The sequence below is a fragment of the Piscinibacter sp. genome, from assembly GCF_047600445.1.
Classification (GTDB): Bacteria; Pseudomonadota; Gammaproteobacteria; order Burkholderiales; family Burkholderiaceae_C; genus Piscinibacter.
On record NZ_JASGKT010000001.1, the window covers coordinates 309,907 to 325,569 of the forward strand.

The window sequence follows — 15,663 nt, forward strand, 5'->3', positions numbered from 1 at the left end:
CGGGAGACCGGCCACGCATGAAGCCGTCCCTGCAGGTCCGCCTCTCCCAGCACCTGGCGCTGACGCCCCAGTTGCAGCAGTCGATCCGGCTGCTGCAGCTCTCGACGCTCGAACTCCACCAGGAGGTCGAGCAGATGCTGGAGCAGAACCCCTTCCTCGAACCCGACGAGGAGGCCGGCGCGCCCTTCGAGCCGATGGCCGAGCGCACCAGCGCGGCCGAGCGCGCCGGCGAACGCGAGAGCGAACGCGCCGCCGAGAGCACGGGCGAGGGCGGCGACGAGACACCCGGCCTGGACGGCGCCGAACTCGGCACTACCGAGCGCGACGACTGGGAGAACGGCACCGAGCGCGACGACTTCGACGGCATCGGCGAGCTGCCGGGCAAGGCCGCGGCGGCGGGCGACGGCGACGAGTTCGACGGCGCCGACCGCGACGCCGCGCTGCCGACCCTGCAGGACCACCTGCGCGAGCAGTTGCGCGGCATGCGCCTGTCGGACGAGGACGCGGCGGCGGTGCTGGTGCTGATCGACTCGCTCGACGACGACGGCTACCTCGCCGACCCGCTGGAGGAGATCGCCGCGCGCCTCGTCGACGAGGACGCCGACGACGGCATGCGCGAGGAGATGCTCGACCGCCTGCGCTGCGGCCTGCGCTTCCTGCAGAGCATGGAGCCCACCGGCGTCGGCGCGGCCAACCTGTCGGAGTGCCTGATGCTGCAACTGCGCGCGCTGCCGCGCAGCGAGGCGCAGATGGTGGCGATCATCGTCAGCAAGAGCCACCTCGAGCTGCTGGCGCGGCGCGACCTGAAGAAGCTGATGGCCGCCACCGGCGCCGACGAGGACCTGCTCAAGCAGGCGCAGGCGCTGATCGTCGCCTGCGAACCCAAGCCGGGCCGGCCGTTCGCGCGCGCCGAGGCCAACATCATCGTGCCCGACGTGATCGTGCAGAAGGCCGGGCGCGGCTGGAAGGTGGTGCTCAACCCCGACGTGATGCCCCGGCTGCGCATCAACGACCTGTACGCCAACGCGATCCGCCAGCAGGGCCGCGGCGGCGGCGCGAACGGCGCGGGCGCCGGGCTGAACGCGCGGCTGCAGGAGGCGCGCTGGTTCATGAAGAACATCCTGCAGCGCTTCGACACCATCCAGCGCGTGTCGCAGGCCATCGTCGAGCGCCAGAAGGCCTTCTTCACGCACGGCGAGATCGCGATGAAGCCGCTGGTGCTGCGCGAGATCGCCGACGAACTGGGCCTGCACGAATCGACCATCTCGCGCGTGACCACCGCCAAGTACATGTCCACGCCCTTCGGCACCTTCGAGCTGAAGTACTTCTTCGGCTCCTCGCTGAACACCGACGCCGGCGGCAACGCGTCGAGCACGGCGGTGCGCGCGCTGATCAAGCAGCTCGTCGCGGCGGAAGACGCCAACAAGCCCTTGAGCGACAGCCAGATCTCGCAGATGCTCGAAGAGCAGGGCATCCGCGTGGCGCGACGCACGGTGGCGAAGTACCGCGAGGCGCTGAAGATCGCGCCGGCCAACCTCAGAAAAGCGATGTAGGCCAGGGCTGCGCCGGATGCCCCTGCCCCTGTTCCTGCCCTGCGCCGCCGGCGTCGAGGACTGGCTCGCCGAGGAAATCGCGCGCGTGCTGCCCGAAGCACGCGTGCAGGCACGCCGCGGCGGCGTCGCGCTGGAAGGCGACGAGCGCGAGGTGATGCTGCTCAACCTGGAGAGCCGCCTCGCGCAGCGTGTGCTGGTCGAGGTGGCCGAGGGGCCGTACCGCGACGAGCACGACCTGTACGCGCTGGCCGGCACGGTGGACTGGTCGCAGTGGCTGACGCCGCGCCACACGCTGCGCGTCGACACCACGGCGCAGAAGAGCCCGCTGAAGAGCCTGAACTTCGCCGCGCTGCGCATCAAGGACGCGGTGTGCGACCAGCAGCGCGAGGCCGAAGGCGCGCGCAGCAGCGTCGATACGCGCCGGCCGGATCTGCCGCTGCTGCTGCACGTCGGGCCCGAGCGCGCGGCGATCTACGTCGACAGCTCGGGCGAGCCCTTGTTCAAGCGCGGCTGGCGCGAGGACAAGGGCGACGCGCCGCTGAAGGAGACGCTCGCCGCCGCGCTGCTCGCCGCCGCCGGCTGGCGCGGCACGCCCGAGGCCGGCGGCGCGCTGCACGACCCGTGCTGCGGCTCGGGCACGATCGCCATCGAGGCGGCGCAGATCGCCTGCGGCATCGCGCCGGGGCTGCAACGCCGCTTCGCCTTCGAGCGCCAGTTGCCGTTCAGCGGGCCCGAGCAGCGCGCGCTGTGGCAGCAGCTCAAGGCCGAGGCCAGGGCGCGCATCCACGCGGCGGCGGTGCCCATCCACGCCAGCGACGTGTCGTTCCGCATGGTCGACTTCGCGCGCCGCAACGCCGAGCGCGCCGGCGTCGCGGCGGCGATCGAATTCCACGGTGGCGACGCGCTGGAGCGGCCCGCGCCGGCGCTGCCCGAGGGCCTGCCCGGCACGCTGATGCTCAACCCGCCCTACGGCGAGCGCATCGAGGTCGGCGGCAAGGCGGCGCGCGCGCCGGCGCCGGACCCGCGGGACGACAACCGATCCATGCCGAGCGACTTCTTCGCGCGGCTGGCCTCGCACTGGAAGCGCGCCTACACGCGCCACGCCGCCGGCTGGACCGCCTGGGTGCTGAGCCCCGACATGAAGCTGCCCACGGCGATGCGGCTCAAGGAGAGCCGCCGCATCCCGATGTGGAACGGGCCGATCGAGTGCCGGCTGTTCCGCTTCGACCTGGTGGGCGGCTCGGCGCGCACGCCGGGCGCGTAGCCCTCAGCGCCCGCCGCCGAACAACTGCCCGAGCACCGAACCGAGGTCCAGCTCGCCCGCGCCGGCGCCCTGCGACGGCAGCTGACCCTGCGGCGTGACGTGGTCCACCAGTTGCGGCAGCACCTGCGCGAGCTGGCCCAGCAGGTCGCCGCTGTTCATGCCGGTGCTGCGCGTCAACTGGCCGAGCAGGTCGTCGCCGAGCACGCCGCCGAGCTGGTCGGGTGAAACCGGCAGGTTCTGCCCGGTGCCCACCCACGAGCCGATCACGTCGCCCAGGCCGCCCTGCTGGAAGCGCGCCACCAGGTCGGCCAGGCCGCCGCCGCCCGCGCCGCCCTGCTGCCCGCCGAGGAGCATCGCCAGCAGCGCCTGCAAGAGCGCGGCCTGGCCGCCGCCCCCGCCTTGTCCATCCTGGCCACCCTGGCCGAGCGCACCGATGACGGAATCGAGAAGACCCATGACAACCTCCGTGGGGAATGGGGTGAAGGAAAGCGCATTCTGGCCGAGGACTCAAGTCGCCGCTGCCGCCGCGCGCCGGCGCAGCGCGGCCAGCCACGCGATCGCCGCGCCGGCCAGCAGCACCGGCACGATCGAGCCGATGTTCAGCCAGGTCCAGCCCTGCGTGGTGACCAGCGCGCCGGAGGCCAGGCCGGTGACCATGGTGGTCGCCATCACCGTGCTGTCCATCGCCGCCTGCGCGGTGGTCTTCTCCTCCGGTCGGTAGGCCTCGGTGAACAGCGTGGTGCCGCCGACGTAGAGGAAATTCCAGCCCACGCCGAGCGCGAACAGCGCCAGCAGGAACTGCATCAGCTCGACGCCCGACAACGCCACCGCGATGCACAGCGCGTTGAGCACGACGCCCGCGCCCATCACGCGCAGCACGCCGAAGCGGCGGATCAGCGAGCCGGTGAAGAAGCTCGGCACGAACATGCCCAGCACGTGCCACTCCAGCACCAGCGCCGCGCTGGAGAACGGGTGCGCGCACTGCGACATCGCGATCGGCGTGGCCGCCATCAGCAGGTTCATCACGCCGAAGCCGAGCGCGCAGCCGGCCACCGCGACGATGAAGACCGGCTGGCGCGCGATCTCGCGCAGCGGCCGGCCCGGGTGCGCCGCGTTCGGCAGCGGCAGCGGAGGGAAGCGGATGAAGGACATGACCAGCAGCCCCAGCAGCGCCACGCCGACCAGCGCCGCATAGGCGCCGGCGAAGGCCACCGGCAGCGCGTCGCGCGTGGCGCTGGCCAGGCTCGGCCCGGCCACCGCGCCGAGGATGCCGCCGGCCATCACCCAGGAGATGGCGCGCTCCTTGAACGCCGGCGCCACCAGCTCGGTGGCGGCGAAGCGGTACAGCGCGGCGTTGGCGTTGTAGTAGCCGGCCAGCACGGTGGCCGCCACCAGCCACCAGAACTCGTGCGACGACGCGGCCCAGGCGCACAGCGCGGTGGTGGCGATGGCCGCCAGCAGCCCGAACTGGAAGGCGCGGCGGCGCCCGAAGCGGCGCTGGTGGCGCGCCACCAGCGGCGCGCACAGCGCCCCGCCGGCCACGTAGCCGGCCACCGGCAGCGTGGCCATCCACGGCACCGGCGCGAGCGCCAGGCCGACCAGCCCGTTGATGGCGATGAAGGTGACGTTGTTGGTGAGGAAGAGTCCCTGGCACAGCGTCAGCAGCAGCAACTGGAGATTCACGGCGATCCTTCGCGGGCCAGGGCAATGTGGGCGAGCAGCGCCAGCGGCGCGGTGTCGGCGCGCAGCGTGCGCGCGCCGAGCGAGACCGGCACGAAGCCGGCGCGGCGCGCGGCGTCTTCCTCGGCGTCGGCGAGGCCGCCCTCGGGGCCGCTGAGCGCGAGCACCACGGCACTCGCGCCCGGCGCGCCCGGCGCGCGCAGCGGCGCCGCGTCGCGCAGGCTCAGCAGCAGGCGCGCCTCGTGCGGCGGCGCCGCGGCCGGCAGCGCGGCCAGCCAGTCGGGCAGGGCCAGCACCGGGGCCACGGCGGGCACGCGCGTGCGCCCGCTCTGCTCGCAGGCCGCCACCGCGACGGCCTGCCAGTGCGCCACCTTCTTCTGCGCGCGCTCGCCGGACAGGCGCAGCACGGAGCGCTCGCACAGCAGCGGCTGGATCGCCGCCACGCCCAGCTCGCAGGCCTTCTCGACCAGCGCGTCCATGCGCTCGTTGGCCGGCATGCCCAGCGCCAGCGTCAGCGCCACGGGCAGTTCGCGCGACACGTCGGCGAACGCGCCGACACGCACCGCCACCTCGCGCCGGCCCATGCGCAGCACCTGCGCCGCCCACTCGCCGCGCTGGCCGTCGAACAGCGTCAGCGCGTCGCCGGGCTGCAGTCGCAGCACCTGCGCGTGGCGCGCCGCGGCCTCGGGCAGCGCGAGTTCCAGGCCCTCGCGCAGCGCCAGCGGCACGTGCAGCCGCGGCGCGGCCATCAGTCGACCACGCCCGACATCCAGCAGGCGAGGATCTCGCGCGTGTAGATGCTCGCCACCTCGGCGATGAAGCGGTTGAAGTCGACGTGCGCGGCGTCGTCCGAGCGGTCGGAGACGGTGCGGATCACCGCGAACGGCCGGCCGAAGTCGGCGCACGCCTGGGCCAGCGCCGCGCCTTCCATCTCGACGGCCAGCGCGTCGGGCAGCGCGGCGCGCAGCGTGGCGCTCTCGGCGGCGGTGGTGACGAAGCGGTCGCCGCTGACCACCAGGCCCTGGTGCAGCAGCGGGCTGTCGATGCCGAAGTCGGCCAGGTGCGTCTCGCCGATGCGCTCGGGGGCGTGCTGCAGGCAGTGCAGCGCGGCGGCGGCCAGCGCGTCGCTCAGGTCGGCGTCGGCCGGAAAACGCGCGCGGCCGGTCAGCGGCACCTCCCAGCGCGGGAACAGCGGCGAGGCGTCCATGTCGTGCTGCAGCAGCTCGCGCGCCACCACCACGTCGCCGACGCGCACGCCCGGGCCCAGGCCGCCGGCCACGCCGGTGAAGACGATGCGCTGCACGTCGATCTCCTGCAGCAGCAGCGTCGCGGTGATGGCGGCGGCCACCTTGCCGACGCCCGACAGCGTCATCACCACCGGCTGCCCTTCCATCGTGCCGATGTGGAAGGTGCGGCCGGCGAAGCTGACGCTGCGGTGCTTGTCGAGCGCCGGCAGGAGCGCGCGCAGCTCCTGGTGCATGGCGCTGACGATGGCGATCCGACTCATGCGCGGAGTCTCGCACGAGCCGGGAGCGTCACTTTCCGCGCAGCTCCCGGCGCAGGATCTTGCCCACCGGCGTCTTGGGCAGCTCGTTGCGGAACTCCACCACCTTGGGCCGCTTGTAGCCGGTCAGGTTGGCTTCGCAGTAGGCGCGCACGTCGGCCTCGGTGACCGCCGGGTTCTTCCTGACGATCACCAGCTTGACGGCCTCGCCGGCCTTCTCGTCGGGAACGCCGATCGCGGCGCATTCGAGGATGCCGTCCATCTGCGTCACCACGTCCTCGACCTCGTTCGGGTAGACGTTGAAGCCGCTGACCAGGATCATGTCCTTCTTGCGGTCGACGATGCGGAAGTAGCCGCGCTCGTCGACCATGCCGATGTCGCCGGTGCGGAAGTAGCCGTCGGCGGTCATCACCTTGGCGGTCTCGTCGGGGCGCTGCCAGTAGCCGGCCATCACCTGCGGGCCGCGGATCGCGATCTCGCCGGCCTGGCCGGGGCCGACCTCGCGGCCGTCGTCGTCGAGCAGCGTCAGCTCGGTGTTGGGCATCGGCAGGCCGATGTTGCCGCTGAAGGCGGTGCTGTCCACCGGGTTGCAGGTGGCCGACGGCGAGGTCTCCGACAGGCCGTAGCCCTCGACGATCGGGCAGCCGGTCTTCTCCAGCCACAGCTTGGCGGTGGCGCTTTGCACCGCCATGCCGCCGCCCACCGAGATCACCAGGCTGCTCCAGTCCACGGTGCCGAACTCGGCGTGGTTGGCCATCGCGGTGAACAGCGTGTTGACGGCCGGGAAGCTGTGGAACTTCTCGCGCGCCAGGTCCTTGAACATCGCCGGCAGGTCGCGCGGGTTGGCGATCAGGATGTTGCAGCCGCCCATGCGCAGGCCCAGCATCATGTTCGTGTTGAAGCCGAAGATGTGGTACAGCGGCAGCGCGCAGACGGTGACGATCTGCTCGCCCTTGGGGATCTTCTTCAGCGCCGGCTGGTACCAGGCCTCGGACTGCAGGATGTTGGCCACCAGGTTGCGATGCAGCAGCACCGCGCCCTTGCTGACGCCGGTGGTGCCGCCGGTGTACTGCAGCACCGCGATGTCGTCGGGCCCCACCTGCGCCGGCGTGAAGGACTTGCCGGCGCCCTGCGAGAGCGCGTCGTTGAAGCGCACGGCGCCGGGCAGCTCGTAGGCCGGCACCATCTTCTTCACCTTGCGCACCACGTAGTTGACGATCCACGACTTCGGCACGCCGAGCATGTCGCCCAGCGCGGTGAGGATCACCTTCTTGGTCGGCACCGCGCTCATCACCTGCTGCAGCACGTGGGCGAAGTTCTCGACGATCAGGATCGCCTTGGCGCCGGAGTCCTTGAGCTGGTGCTCCAGTTCGCGTGGCGTGTACAGCGGGTTGACGTTGACCACCACGAGGCCGGCGCGCAGCACGGCCGCCACCGCCACCGGGTACTGCGGGACGTTGGGCATCATGATCGCGACGCGGTCGCCCTTGGCCAGCCCCTGCGACTGCAGGTAGGCGGCCAGCGCGCGCGAGGCCTGGTCGAGCTGCGCGAAGCTGATCGGCTTGCCCATGAACTTGTACGCGGGCAGCGCGGCGTACTTCTTCAGGCTGTCCTCCAGCAGCGCCACCAGCGAGGGGTATTGCGCGACGTCGATGTTCGCCGGCACGCCTGCGGGGTACTGCTTCAACCAGGTTTTTTCCATCGGCTCGTCTCTCCTTGCACTGCGGCGATTCTCGCCCACGCCCCGCGGCGCACCCCTCAGGTGTTTCGATAGCGGCGCGGCACGCCCGGCCGCCGCCGCGCCGCGGGTAATCCCGCGCTCGCGGCGCGGATGAATCATCATTCGGCACCGACGCCTTGCGGATGATCCACGACATGAAGCTGATGCGATACGGCGCCAGGGGCGCCGAAAAACCCGCCCTGCTCGACGCGCGGGGCCGCGTGCGCGACCTGGCCGGCGTGCTGGCCGACATCGGCGCCCACACCCTCACGCCCAAGGGGCTGGAGCGGCTGCGCGCGATCGACCCGGCCACGCTGCCCGTCGTCGAACAGCCCGGCCGCATCGCGCCACCGTGGAGCGGTTGCGAAAAGTTTCTGTGCATCGGCCTGAACTACGCCGACCACGCCGCCGAGGCCGGCCTGCCGGCGCCCCGGGAGCCGATCCTGTTCATGAAACCGATCAGCGCGCGCACCGGGCCGAACGACGCGGTGGTGCTGCCGCAGGGTTCGACCAGGAGCGACTGGGAGGTGGAGCTGGGCGTGGTGATCGGCAGCAAGGCGCGCTACGTGCCCGAGGCCGAGGCGCTGCGGCACGTGGCCGGCTACTGCGTGGTCAACGACGTCTCCGAGCGTGAATACCAGCTCGAGCGCGGCGGCACCTGGGACAAGGGCAAGGGCTGCGACACCTTCGGCCCGGTCGGTCCCTGGCTGGTCACCGCCGACGAGGTCGGCGACCCGCAGGACCTCGCCATGTTCCTGGAGGTCAACGGCCGGCGCTTCCAGAGCGGCAGCACGAAGACGATGATCTTCGGCGTGGCGCAACTGGTCAGCTACGTCAGCCGCTTCATGACGCTGTACCCCGGCGACCTGATCTCCACCGGCACGCCGCCGGGCGTGGGCATGGGCGTCAAGCCGCAGCCGGTGTACCTGAAGCCCGGCGACACGATGCGCCTGGGCATCGAGAAACTCGGCGAGCAGCACCAGCGGGTCCACGCCTGGGATCCGGCGCTCATCGACGGTTGAAGCGCAAGGCCCGCGGCGGCGTGATTTCCGCACGGGCCGGCGCGCGAAGTGGCACGGACTTCGCAGCGGCGCCCGCAACCACGCCCGCAGGAGCGGATTCACCCCGAAGCAGCCACTTTGCGGCTGGCGGGGTGACCGGAAATCGCATGAACGACAAGTTTCGTCACCGCCACCTTCCCGTGCCCAAGGGCCAGATGCCCAACTGGGCGCTGGTGCTGTGCCTGGCCAGCGGCTTCGCGCTGGTGGTGCTGGCGCGCAGCCTCGGCTGACAGACCGCCTGCGCTACGCTCGGCCCCGTCACCACGGAGGCCGACATGACGAAGTTCCTGCCCGCGCTGGCGCTCGCCGCCTGCGCCCTTGCCGCCCACGCCGACGAGATCGGCGAGGTCGACACCGTCTTCAAGCTGATCGGGCCCGACCACAAGATCGTCGTCGACGCCTACGACGACCCCGGCGTGGCCGGCGTCACCTGCTACGTGTCGCGCGCCAAGACCGGCGGCATCAAGGGCGGCCTGGGGCTGGCCGAGGACAAGGCCGAAGCCTCGATCGCCTGCCGCCAGACCGGCCCGATCTCCTTCCCCAAGCCGCTGCGCGCGCAGGAGGAGATGTTCAACGAGCGCATCTCGCTGGTGTTCAAGAAGCTGCGCGTGGTGCGCATGGTCGACAAGGCGCGCAACACGCTGGTCTACCTGACCTACTCCGACCGCGTCATCGAAGGCTCGCCGCAGAACAGCGTGACCGCCGTGCCGGTGGACCGCGCCACGGTGATTCCGCTGCGCTGAGCGGCGGCCCGCGGCGGCGCCCCTCACCCGTTCAACGCCGCCTGCACCTCGTCGAGCATCTTCTTCGCGTCGCCGAACAGCATGCGGTTGTTGTCCTTGTAGAAGAGCGGGTTGTCGACGCCGGCGTAGCCCGAGGCCATGCTGCGCTTCATCACGATCGAGGTGCGCGCCTTCCACACCTCGAGCACCGGCATGCCGGCGATCGGGCTGGCGGGGTCTTCCTGCGCGGCCGGGTTCACGATGTCGTTGGCGCCGATCACCATCGCCACGTCGGTGTCGGGGAAGTCGGCGTTGATCTCGTCCATCTCCAGCACGATGTCGTAGGGCACCTTGGCCTCGGCCAGCAGCACGTTCATGTGCCCCGGCATGCGCCCGGCCACCGGGTGGATGCCGAAGCGCACGTTCACGCCCTTGGCGCGCAGGATCTTCGTGATCTCGTTGACGACGTGCTGCGCCTGCGCCACCGCCATGCCGTAGCCCGGCACGATGACGACGTTCTTGGCCTCCTTCAGCAGCTCGGCGGTCTCCGCCGCGCTGATCGGCGACACCTCGCCGGCGGGCTGCGCCGCGCCGCCGCCCGCGGCCGGCGCGGGCGCGCCGCCGCCGAAGCCGCCGGCGATCACGCTGACGAAGTTGCGGTTCATCGCGCGGCACATGATGTACGACAGGATCGCGCCCGAGGAGCCGACCAGCGCGCCGATGACGATCAGCAAATCGTTGCCGAGCATGAAGCCGGTGGCCGCCGCGGCCCAGCCCGAGTAGCTGTTGAGCATCGAGACGACCACCGGCATGTCGGCGCCGCCGATGGCCATCACCATGTGCACGCCGAACAGCAGCGCGATCACCGTCATCACCAGCAGCGGCACCATGCCGGACTGCACGTCGTGCGCCTGCAGGAAGACGCGGCCGAGCCAGACCACCACCAGCAGCGCGGCCAGGTTCAGCCAGTGCCGAGCGGGCAGCAGCAGCGGCTTGCCGCCGATCTTGCCCGACAGCTTGCCGAAGGCGATCACCGAGCCCGAGAAGGTGATGGCGCCGATCAGGATGCCGATGTAGACCTCGCCCTCGTGGATGGATTTCTCGGCCGGCGAGGCGAAGGTGATCGAGGTGTCGACGTAGCTGGCGAAGCCGACCAGGCAGGCCGCCAGGCCCACCAGGCTGTGCATCAGCGCGACCAGCTCGGGCATCTGCGTCATCTGCACCTTCTTCGCCGCGACCAGGCCGATGCTGCCGCCGACCACCAGCGCGCCGACGATCCAGGCGTAGCCGGCCGGCGTGACGCGCGGGCCGAGCACGGTGGCCAGCACGGCGATGGTCATGCCGATGATGCCGAACAGGTTGCCGCGGCGCGCGGTCTCGGGGTTGGCGAGTCCGCCGAGGCTGAGGATGAAGAGGATGGTGGCGCCGATGTAGGCGACGGTGGCCAGGCTCGAAGTCATCTCCACTCCCTCACTTGCGGAACATCGCCAGCATGCGCCGCGTCACCGCGAAGCCGCCGAACATGTTGATGGCCGTGAGCACGAGCGCGAGCACGGCCATGCCCAGGATCAGCCCCGAGGGCCGGTCGGCCCCGGCGCCGTCCAGCGGCGGCGCGATCTGGATCAGCGCGCCGATGGCGATGATCGACGAGATCGCGTTGGTCACGCTCATCAGCGGCGTGTGCAGCGAGGGCGTCACGTTCCAGATCACCATGTAGCCGATGAAGCAGGCCAGCACGAACACCGTGAAGTGCGACAGGAACGAGGCCGGCGCGAACAGGCCGACGACCAGCAGCGCGGCCGCGCCGATGGCGAAGGTCGTCACCAGCGCCTTGGCCGACATCGGCTCGCCGGCGCCGTGGCCGTGGCCCTTGGCGGCCGGCGCCGCCGCGGCGCTCGCCTTGGGCTTGGGCGCCGCGGCCGGCAGCTTCAACGGCGGCGGCGGCCAGGTGACGGTGCCGTCCTTGATGACCGTCAGGCCGCGGATCGCGTCGTCGTCCATGTTGACGTCGACCTTGCCGTCCTTGGCCTTGCACAGCTCCTCGGTCAGGCGCAGCAGGTTGTTCGAGTACAGCGTCGACGACTGCTTGGCCAGCCGGCTGGCCAGGTCGGTGTAGCCGACGATGGTGACGCCGTGCTTGACCACCGCCCGGCCGGGTTCGGTCAGCTCGCAGTTGCCGCCCTGCTCGGCCGCCATGTCGACGATGACGCTGCCGGGCTTCATGCTGCGGACCATCTCGGCGGTGATCAGCCGGGGCGCGGGCTTGCCCGGGATCAGCGCGGTGGTGATGATGATGTCGCACTCCCTGGCCTGCTGCGCGTACATCTCGCGCTGCGCCTGCTGGAAGCCCTCGCTCATCACCTTGGCGTAGCCACCGCCGCCCGAGCCTTCTTCCTCGTAGTCGACCTTGACGAACTCGCCGCCCAGCGAGACGACCTGGTCGGCCACCTCGGCGCGCGTGTCGTTGGCGCGCACGATCGCGCCCAGGCCGGCGGCCGTGCCGATCGCGGCCAGGCCCGCCACGCCGGCGCCGGCGATGAACACCTTGGCCGGCGGGATCTTGCCGGCGGCGGTGATCTGGCCGTTGAAGTAGCGGCCGAAGGCGTTGGCCGCCTCGATCACCGCGCGGTAGCCGCTGACGCCGGCCATCGAGGTCAGCGCGTCCATCTTCTGCGCGCGCGAGAGCTGGCGCGGCAGCGAGTCGATGGCCAGCACGGTGGCCTTCTTCGCGGCGAGCTGCTGCATCAGCTCGGGGTTCTGCGCCGGCCAGACGAAGCCGACCAGCATGCCGCCCTCGCGCATCAGGCCCACTTCTTCCGCGCTCGGCGGGCGCACCTTGAAGACGACGTCGGCCTTGGCCCACAGCTCGGCCGCGCTGGGCAGCACCTCGGCGCCGGCGGCGCGGTAGGCCTCGTCGCTGACATTCGCCGCCTCGCCGGCGCCGCTTTGCACGGCCACCGTGAAGCCCAGCTTGACGAGCTTCTCGACCACCTCCGGCACGGTGGCGACGCGCTTTTCCCCAGCCGCTGTCTCCAGCGGGACTCCAATCAGCATGGTCTGCTCCTCTCGGTCCTCGTTATGGGTGGATTCTGGCATTCTCTGCGGCCATGACCGAACGTTGGAAGCCCAGCGTCACCGTCGCGGCGATCATCGAGCGCGACGGCCGCTACCTGCTCGTCGAGGAACACACGTCCGAAGGCCTGAGGCTCAACAACCCGGCCGGCCACCTCGACCCCGGCGAAAGCCCGCAGCAAGGCGTGGTGCGCGAGGCCCTGGAGGAGACCGCGCGCGCCTTCACGCCCGGCCACCTGGTCGGCGTGTACCTCTCGCGCTTCCAGCGCCCGGCCACCGGCGAAGACGTGACCTACCTGCGCCTGGCCTTCGGCGGCACGGTGGGCGAGCCCGACCCGGCGCGCGCGCTCGACGCGGGCATCGTGCGCACGCTGTGGATGACGCTGGCCGAAGTGCGCGCCAGCCGCGAGCGCCACCGCAGCGCGCTGGTGCTGCGCTGCATCGAGGACCACGCCGCCGGCGCGCGGCTGCCGCTGGCGGCCATCCACACCGACGCCAGCGTGCGCGCGCCGGAGATCAAGCGCGCCGGATAATCGCCTCCATGGGCAAGAAGCTGCGGGTCGTCGTCGGTCTGTCCGGCGGGGTCGACTCCGCCGTGAGCGCATGGCTGCTCAAGCGGCAGGGCCACGAGGTGGTCGGCATCTTCATGAAGAACTGGGAGGACGACGACGATTCGGCGTACTGCTCGAGCAACGTCGACTTCGTCGACGCGGCGGCGGTGGCCGACGTGATCGGCATCGAGATCGAGCACGTCAACTTCGCCGCCGACTACAAGGACCGCGTCTTCGCCGAGTTCCTGCGCGAATACCAGGCCGGCCGCACGCCCAACCCCGACGTGCTGTGCAACGCCGAGATCAAGTTCAAGGCCTTTCTCGACCACGCGATGCGCCTGGGCGCGCAGAAGATCGCCACCGGGCACTACGCGCGCGTGCGTGAGCGCGAAGGGACGTTCGAGCTGCTCAAGGGCCTGGACCCGCTGAAGGACCAGAGCTACTTCCTGCACCGGCTGAACCAGGCGCAACTGGCCCGCACGATGTTCCCGATCGGCGAGCTGCCCAAGACCGAGGTGCGCCGCATCGCCGCCGAGATCGGCCTGCCGAACGCGAAGAAGAAGGACTCCACCGGCATCTGCTTCATCGGCGAGCGGCCGTTCCGCGAATTCCTCAACCGCTACCTCGCCAACCAGCCCGGGCCGATCAAGGACGACCGCGGCCGCACGATCGGCGAGCACGTCGGCCTGTCGTTCTACACGCTGGGCCAGCGCAAGGGCATCGGCATCGGCGGGCTGAAGGAGCGCGGCGCGGCCAGGGGCGGCAGCGAGCACGCGCCCTGGTTCGCGGCGCGCAAGGACATGGCGAGCAACACGCTGTACGCCGTGCAGGGCCACGAGCACCCGTGGCTGCTGTCGGGCGCGCTGCGCGCCGACGACGCGAGCTGGGTGGCCGGCACGGCGCCGCCGGCCGGCGCCTGCGGCGCGAAGACGCGCTACCGCCAGGCCGATGCGCCGTGCCGCTTCGAGCGCGGCGCCGCGGCGGGCGGGTTCACGCTGCGCTTCGACGAGCCGCAATGGGCCGTGACGCCGGGGCAGTCGGCGGTGCTGTACGACGGCGAGGTGTGCCTCGGCGGCGGGGTGATCGCGCAGGCGCTGGATTGAGGCTCAGCGCGGGCGCGCCAGGTCCATCGTCCAGTAGTTGCCGTAGCGGTTGGCCGCCGTGCCCTTGACGCAGGCCACGCCGAGCTGCGTGAAGTTCGGGTTCATGAGGTTGGCGCAGTGGCCGTCGCTGCCGATCCAGCCTTCGATCACGCTGTTGACCGTGCCGTAGCCGGCCGCGATGTTCTCGCCCAGGCCGCTCCACGCGTAGCCGGTGGCTTCGACGCGCGAACGCATCGTGCTGCCGTTCGAGCCGGTGTGCGAGAAGAAGTTGTTCGCCACCATGTCGAGCGAATGCGCCGTGGCCGCCGCGGCGAGCTGCGTGTTCCAGGCCAGCGCGCCGGCCGGCGCGAAGCGGCCGCTCGCACCGCAGTCCGCGCCGGCGGCGCGTAGCTGGTTGACACGTGCGAGCGCGCTGGCGGCGAAGTCGGGCAACGCGCAGTTGGCGTCGGCCGAGGGCGGCGCGGGTGAGGGGGGCGCGGGGGCAGGTACCGGTGCGGGCGCGGCTGCATCCGCCGAGGGCGCGGGCGCATCGCTGCCGCCGCCACCGCCGCAGGCCGCCACCACGGCGGCCAGCCACAGGCTGGCCAGCCGCGCGGGGCCTTGGTGTTTCGAGCTTGTTGACATGGCGCGGCAAGGCTAGCGAGCGCACCGCGCCAAGGGGGTGAAGAACGGTAAGCAGTGGATCGGGCCGCTTCGGGCGGCCCGCGCCGGCGGCGACCGCTGCGGAATCAGAACGGAATGTCGTCGTCCATCGCATCGAAGCCCGTGGCCGGCTTGGCCGCCGGCTTGCTCGCCGCCGGGCGGGCCGCCGGGGCGGAACGCTGCGGGCGCTCGGCGTAGTCGTCGCCGCCACGCTCGTCGCCGGCGCCGCCACCCATGCCTTCGCGGCCGCCGAGCATCTGCATCTCGGTGGCGATGATCTCGGTGGTGTACTGGTCCTTGCCTTCCTTGTCCTGCCACTTGCGGGTCTTCAGGCGGCCCTCGACGTACACCGAGCGGCCCTTCTTCAAATATTCACCGGCGATCTCGGCCAGGCGGTCGTAGAACACCACGCGGTGCCATTCGGTCTCTTCCTGGCGCTCGCCGGAATCCTTGCTCTTCCACTGCCGCGTGCTGGCCACGCTGACGTTGCAGACCGCGTTGCCGTTCGGCGTGTAGCGCACCTCGGGGTCGCGGCCGAGGTTGCCGATGATCATCACTTTGTTCAACGAGGCCATGGCGCTCTCCGCTTCTGCTGTTTGGGGGCAATCTTCCCGTCCAGTTTGCCCGACTGTGTCGAAGCTTACCCCACCGAGCACCACGGCTGGGATTCAGCGGCGCTGGATGTGCCCGCGCGGCGTCCAGGCCAGCACCACGGGCGAGGAGCCTGATCCATGGCGGGCACGGAGAAGCGTGCCCCGGCCGAAGTTGCGGCTCCTGCCCAACGCCGCCCG

At 71.3% G+C, this 15,663-nt stretch carries 15 protein-coding genes and 1 pseudogene; 7 read left to right on the plus strand and 9 right to left on the minus strand.

Annotation, left to right across the window (positions count from 1 at the left end):
* Positions 1–17 precede the first annotated feature (17 nt).
* Both QM792_RS01435 and QM792_RS01440 read left to right on the plus strand, forming a co-directional pair.
* Positions 18–1,553: an RNA polymerase factor sigma-54 gene (locus QM792_RS01435; RefSeq protein ID WP_415147391.1), complete on the plus strand. Its 1,536-nt coding sequence runs from the start codon at positions 18–20 to the stop codon at positions 1,551–1,553.
* Positions 1,554–1,569: 16 nt separating this feature from the next.
* On the plus strand, positions 1,570–2,817 hold the full coding sequence (locus QM792_RS01440; RefSeq protein WP_415147392.1) for a THUMP domain-containing class I SAM-dependent RNA methyltransferase: 1,248 nt from the start codon (positions 1,570–1,572) through the stop codon (positions 2,815–2,817).
* A 3-nt stretch (positions 2,818–2,820) separates the two neighbouring features.
* On the opposite strand, the pseudogene QM792_RS01445 reads toward QM792_RS01440, so the two are convergent.
* The 5 genes and pseudogenes from QM792_RS01445 to QM792_RS01465 form a co-directional block, all read right to left on the minus strand.
* Positions 2,821–3,288, minus strand: a pseudogene (locus QM792_RS01445) (YidB family protein); the annotation flags it as partial.
* Positions 3,289–3,324: 36 nt separating this feature from the next.
* Positions 3,325–4,500 (minus strand): MFS transporter, encoded by a 1,176-nt coding sequence (locus tag QM792_RS01450; RefSeq protein WP_415147393.1) that lies wholly within the window; start codon positions 4,498–4,500, stop codon positions 3,325–3,327.
* Positions 4,497–5,246 carry a 16S rRNA (uracil(1498)-N(3))-methyltransferase gene (locus QM792_RS01455; protein WP_415147394.1) on the minus strand — a complete coding sequence of 250 codons (750 nt, stop codon included), beginning with the start codon at positions 5,244–5,246 and terminating at the stop codon, positions 4,497–4,499. The genes QM792_RS01450 and QM792_RS01455 overlap by 4 nt, the downstream gene beginning before the upstream one ends.
* Complete coding sequence (locus QM792_RS01460; RefSeq protein ID WP_415147395.1) at positions 5,246–6,004, minus strand: 5'-methylthioadenosine/adenosylhomocysteine nucleosidase; 759 nt, start codon at positions 6,002–6,004, stop codon at positions 5,246–5,248. Before QM792_RS01460 ends, QM792_RS01455 begins: the two co-directional genes overlap by 1 nt.
* Positions 6,005–6,032: 28 nt before the next feature.
* Positions 6,033–7,703, minus strand: coding sequence for a long-chain-fatty-acid--CoA ligase (locus QM792_RS01465; protein WP_415147396.1), 1,671 nt, complete (start codon positions 7,701–7,703; stop codon positions 6,033–6,035).
* Between the two features lie 173 nt (positions 7,704–7,876).
* Here QM792_RS01465 and QM792_RS01470 point away from each other — a divergent pair, with 173 nt between their 5' ends.
* From QM792_RS01470 to QM792_RS01480, 3 genes are all read left to right on the plus strand, one after another.
* Positions 7,877–8,743: a fumarylacetoacetate hydrolase family protein gene (locus tag QM792_RS01470; RefSeq protein WP_415147397.1), complete on the plus strand. Its 867-nt coding sequence runs from the start codon at positions 7,877–7,879 to the stop codon at positions 8,741–8,743.
* A 146-nt stretch (positions 8,744–8,889) separates the two neighbouring features.
* On the plus strand, positions 8,890–9,012 hold the full coding sequence (locus tag QM792_RS01475) for a hypothetical protein (protein WP_415147398.1): 123 nt from the start codon (positions 8,890–8,892) through the stop codon (positions 9,010–9,012).
* Between the two features lie 45 nt (positions 9,013–9,057).
* Entirely contained in the window at positions 9,058–9,525 is a 468-nt protein-coding gene (locus tag QM792_RS01480) for a CreA family protein (RefSeq protein WP_415147399.1), read from the plus strand.
* A gap of 23 nt (positions 9,526–9,548) precedes the next feature.
* Here QM792_RS01480 and pntB read toward each other — a convergent pair whose 3' ends face one another.
* Entirely contained in the window at positions 9,549–10,964 is a 1,416-nt protein-coding gene (gene pntB / locus QM792_RS01485) for a Re/Si-specific NAD(P)(+) transhydrogenase subunit beta (RefSeq protein WP_415147400.1), read from the minus strand.
* Between the two features lie 10 nt (positions 10,965–10,974).
* The gene (locus tag QM792_RS01490; protein WP_415147401.1) at positions 10,975–12,558 is read right to left on the minus strand and encodes a Re/Si-specific NAD(P)(+) transhydrogenase subunit alpha; all 1,584 of its coding nucleotides are present in this window, start codon (positions 12,556–12,558) and stop codon (positions 10,975–10,977) included.
* Positions 12,559–12,611: 53 nt separating this feature from the next.
* On the opposite strand from QM792_RS01490, the gene QM792_RS01495 reads away from it, so the two are divergent.
* Together QM792_RS01495 and mnmA are read left to right on the plus strand one after the other, a co-directional pair.
* Positions 12,612–13,109, plus strand: coding sequence for an NUDIX hydrolase (locus QM792_RS01495; RefSeq protein WP_415147402.1), 498 nt, complete (start codon positions 12,612–12,614; stop codon positions 13,107–13,109).
* An 8-nt stretch (positions 13,110–13,117) separates the two neighbouring features.
* On the plus strand, positions 13,118–14,230 hold the full coding sequence (gene mnmA, locus QM792_RS01500; protein ID WP_415147403.1) for a tRNA 2-thiouridine(34) synthase MnmA: 1,113 nt from the start codon (positions 13,118–13,120) through the stop codon (positions 14,228–14,230).
* Positions 14,231–14,233: 3 nt separating this feature from the next.
* Here mnmA and QM792_RS01505 read toward each other — a convergent pair whose 3' ends face one another.
* Positions 14,234–14,854, minus strand: coding sequence for a CAP domain-containing protein (locus tag QM792_RS01505; RefSeq protein WP_415147404.1), 621 nt, complete (start codon positions 14,852–14,854; stop codon positions 14,234–14,236).
* Positions 14,855–14,958: 104 nt separating this feature from the next.
* Complete coding sequence (locus QM792_RS01510) at positions 14,959–15,447, minus strand: single-stranded DNA-binding protein (RefSeq protein ID WP_415147405.1); 489 nt, start codon at positions 15,445–15,447, stop codon at positions 14,959–14,961.
* Positions 15,448–15,663 lie beyond the last annotated feature (216 nt).

Coding starts and splice junctions, on each gene's coding strand:
- QM792_RS01510 (WP_415147405.1), bottom strand. CDS start 15,447: ATGGCCTCGTTGAACAAAGTGATGATCATCGGCAACCTCGGCCGCGAC.
- QM792_RS01480 (WP_415147399.1), top strand. CDS start 9,058: ATGACGAAGTTCCTGCCCGCGCTGGCGCTCGCCGCCTGCGCCCTTGCC.
- QM792_RS01495 (WP_415147402.1), top strand. CDS start 12,612: ATGACCGAACGTTGGAAGCCCAGCGTCACCGTCGCGGCGATCATCGAG.
- QM792_RS01435 (WP_415147391.1), top strand. CDS start 18: ATGAAGCCGTCCCTGCAGGTCCGCCTCTCCCAGCACCTGGCGCTGACG.
- QM792_RS01490 (WP_415147401.1), bottom strand. CDS start 12,558: ATGCTGATTGGAGTCCCGCTGGAGACAGCGGCTGGGGAAAAGCGCGTC.
- pntB (WP_415147400.1), bottom strand. CDS start 10,964: ATGACTTCGAGCCTGGCCACCGTCGCCTACATCGGCGCCACCATCCTC.
- QM792_RS01440 (WP_415147392.1), top strand. CDS start 1,570: ATGCCCCTGCCCCTGTTCCTGCCCTGCGCCGCCGGCGTCGAGGACTGG.
- QM792_RS01475 (WP_415147398.1), top strand. CDS start 8,890: ATGAACGACAAGTTTCGTCACCGCCACCTTCCCGTGCCCAAGGGCCAG.
- QM792_RS01470 (WP_415147397.1), top strand. CDS start 7,877: ATGAAGCTGATGCGATACGGCGCCAGGGGCGCCGAAAAACCCGCCCTG.
- QM792_RS01505 (WP_415147404.1), bottom strand. CDS start 14,854: ATGTCAACAAGCTCGAAACACCAAGGCCCCGCGCGGCTGGCCAGCCTG.
- QM792_RS01465 (WP_415147396.1), bottom strand. CDS start 7,703: ATGGAAAAAACCTGGTTGAAGCAGTACCCCGCAGGCGTGCCGGCGAAC.
- mnmA (WP_415147403.1), top strand. CDS start 13,118: ATGGGCAAGAAGCTGCGGGTCGTCGTCGGTCTGTCCGGCGGGGTCGAC.
- QM792_RS01460 (WP_415147395.1), bottom strand. CDS start 6,004: ATGAGTCGGATCGCCATCGTCAGCGCCATGCACCAGGAGCTGCGCGCG.
- QM792_RS01455 (WP_415147394.1), bottom strand. CDS start 5,246: ATGGCCGCGCCGCGGCTGCACGTGCCGCTGGCGCTGCGCGAGGGCCTG.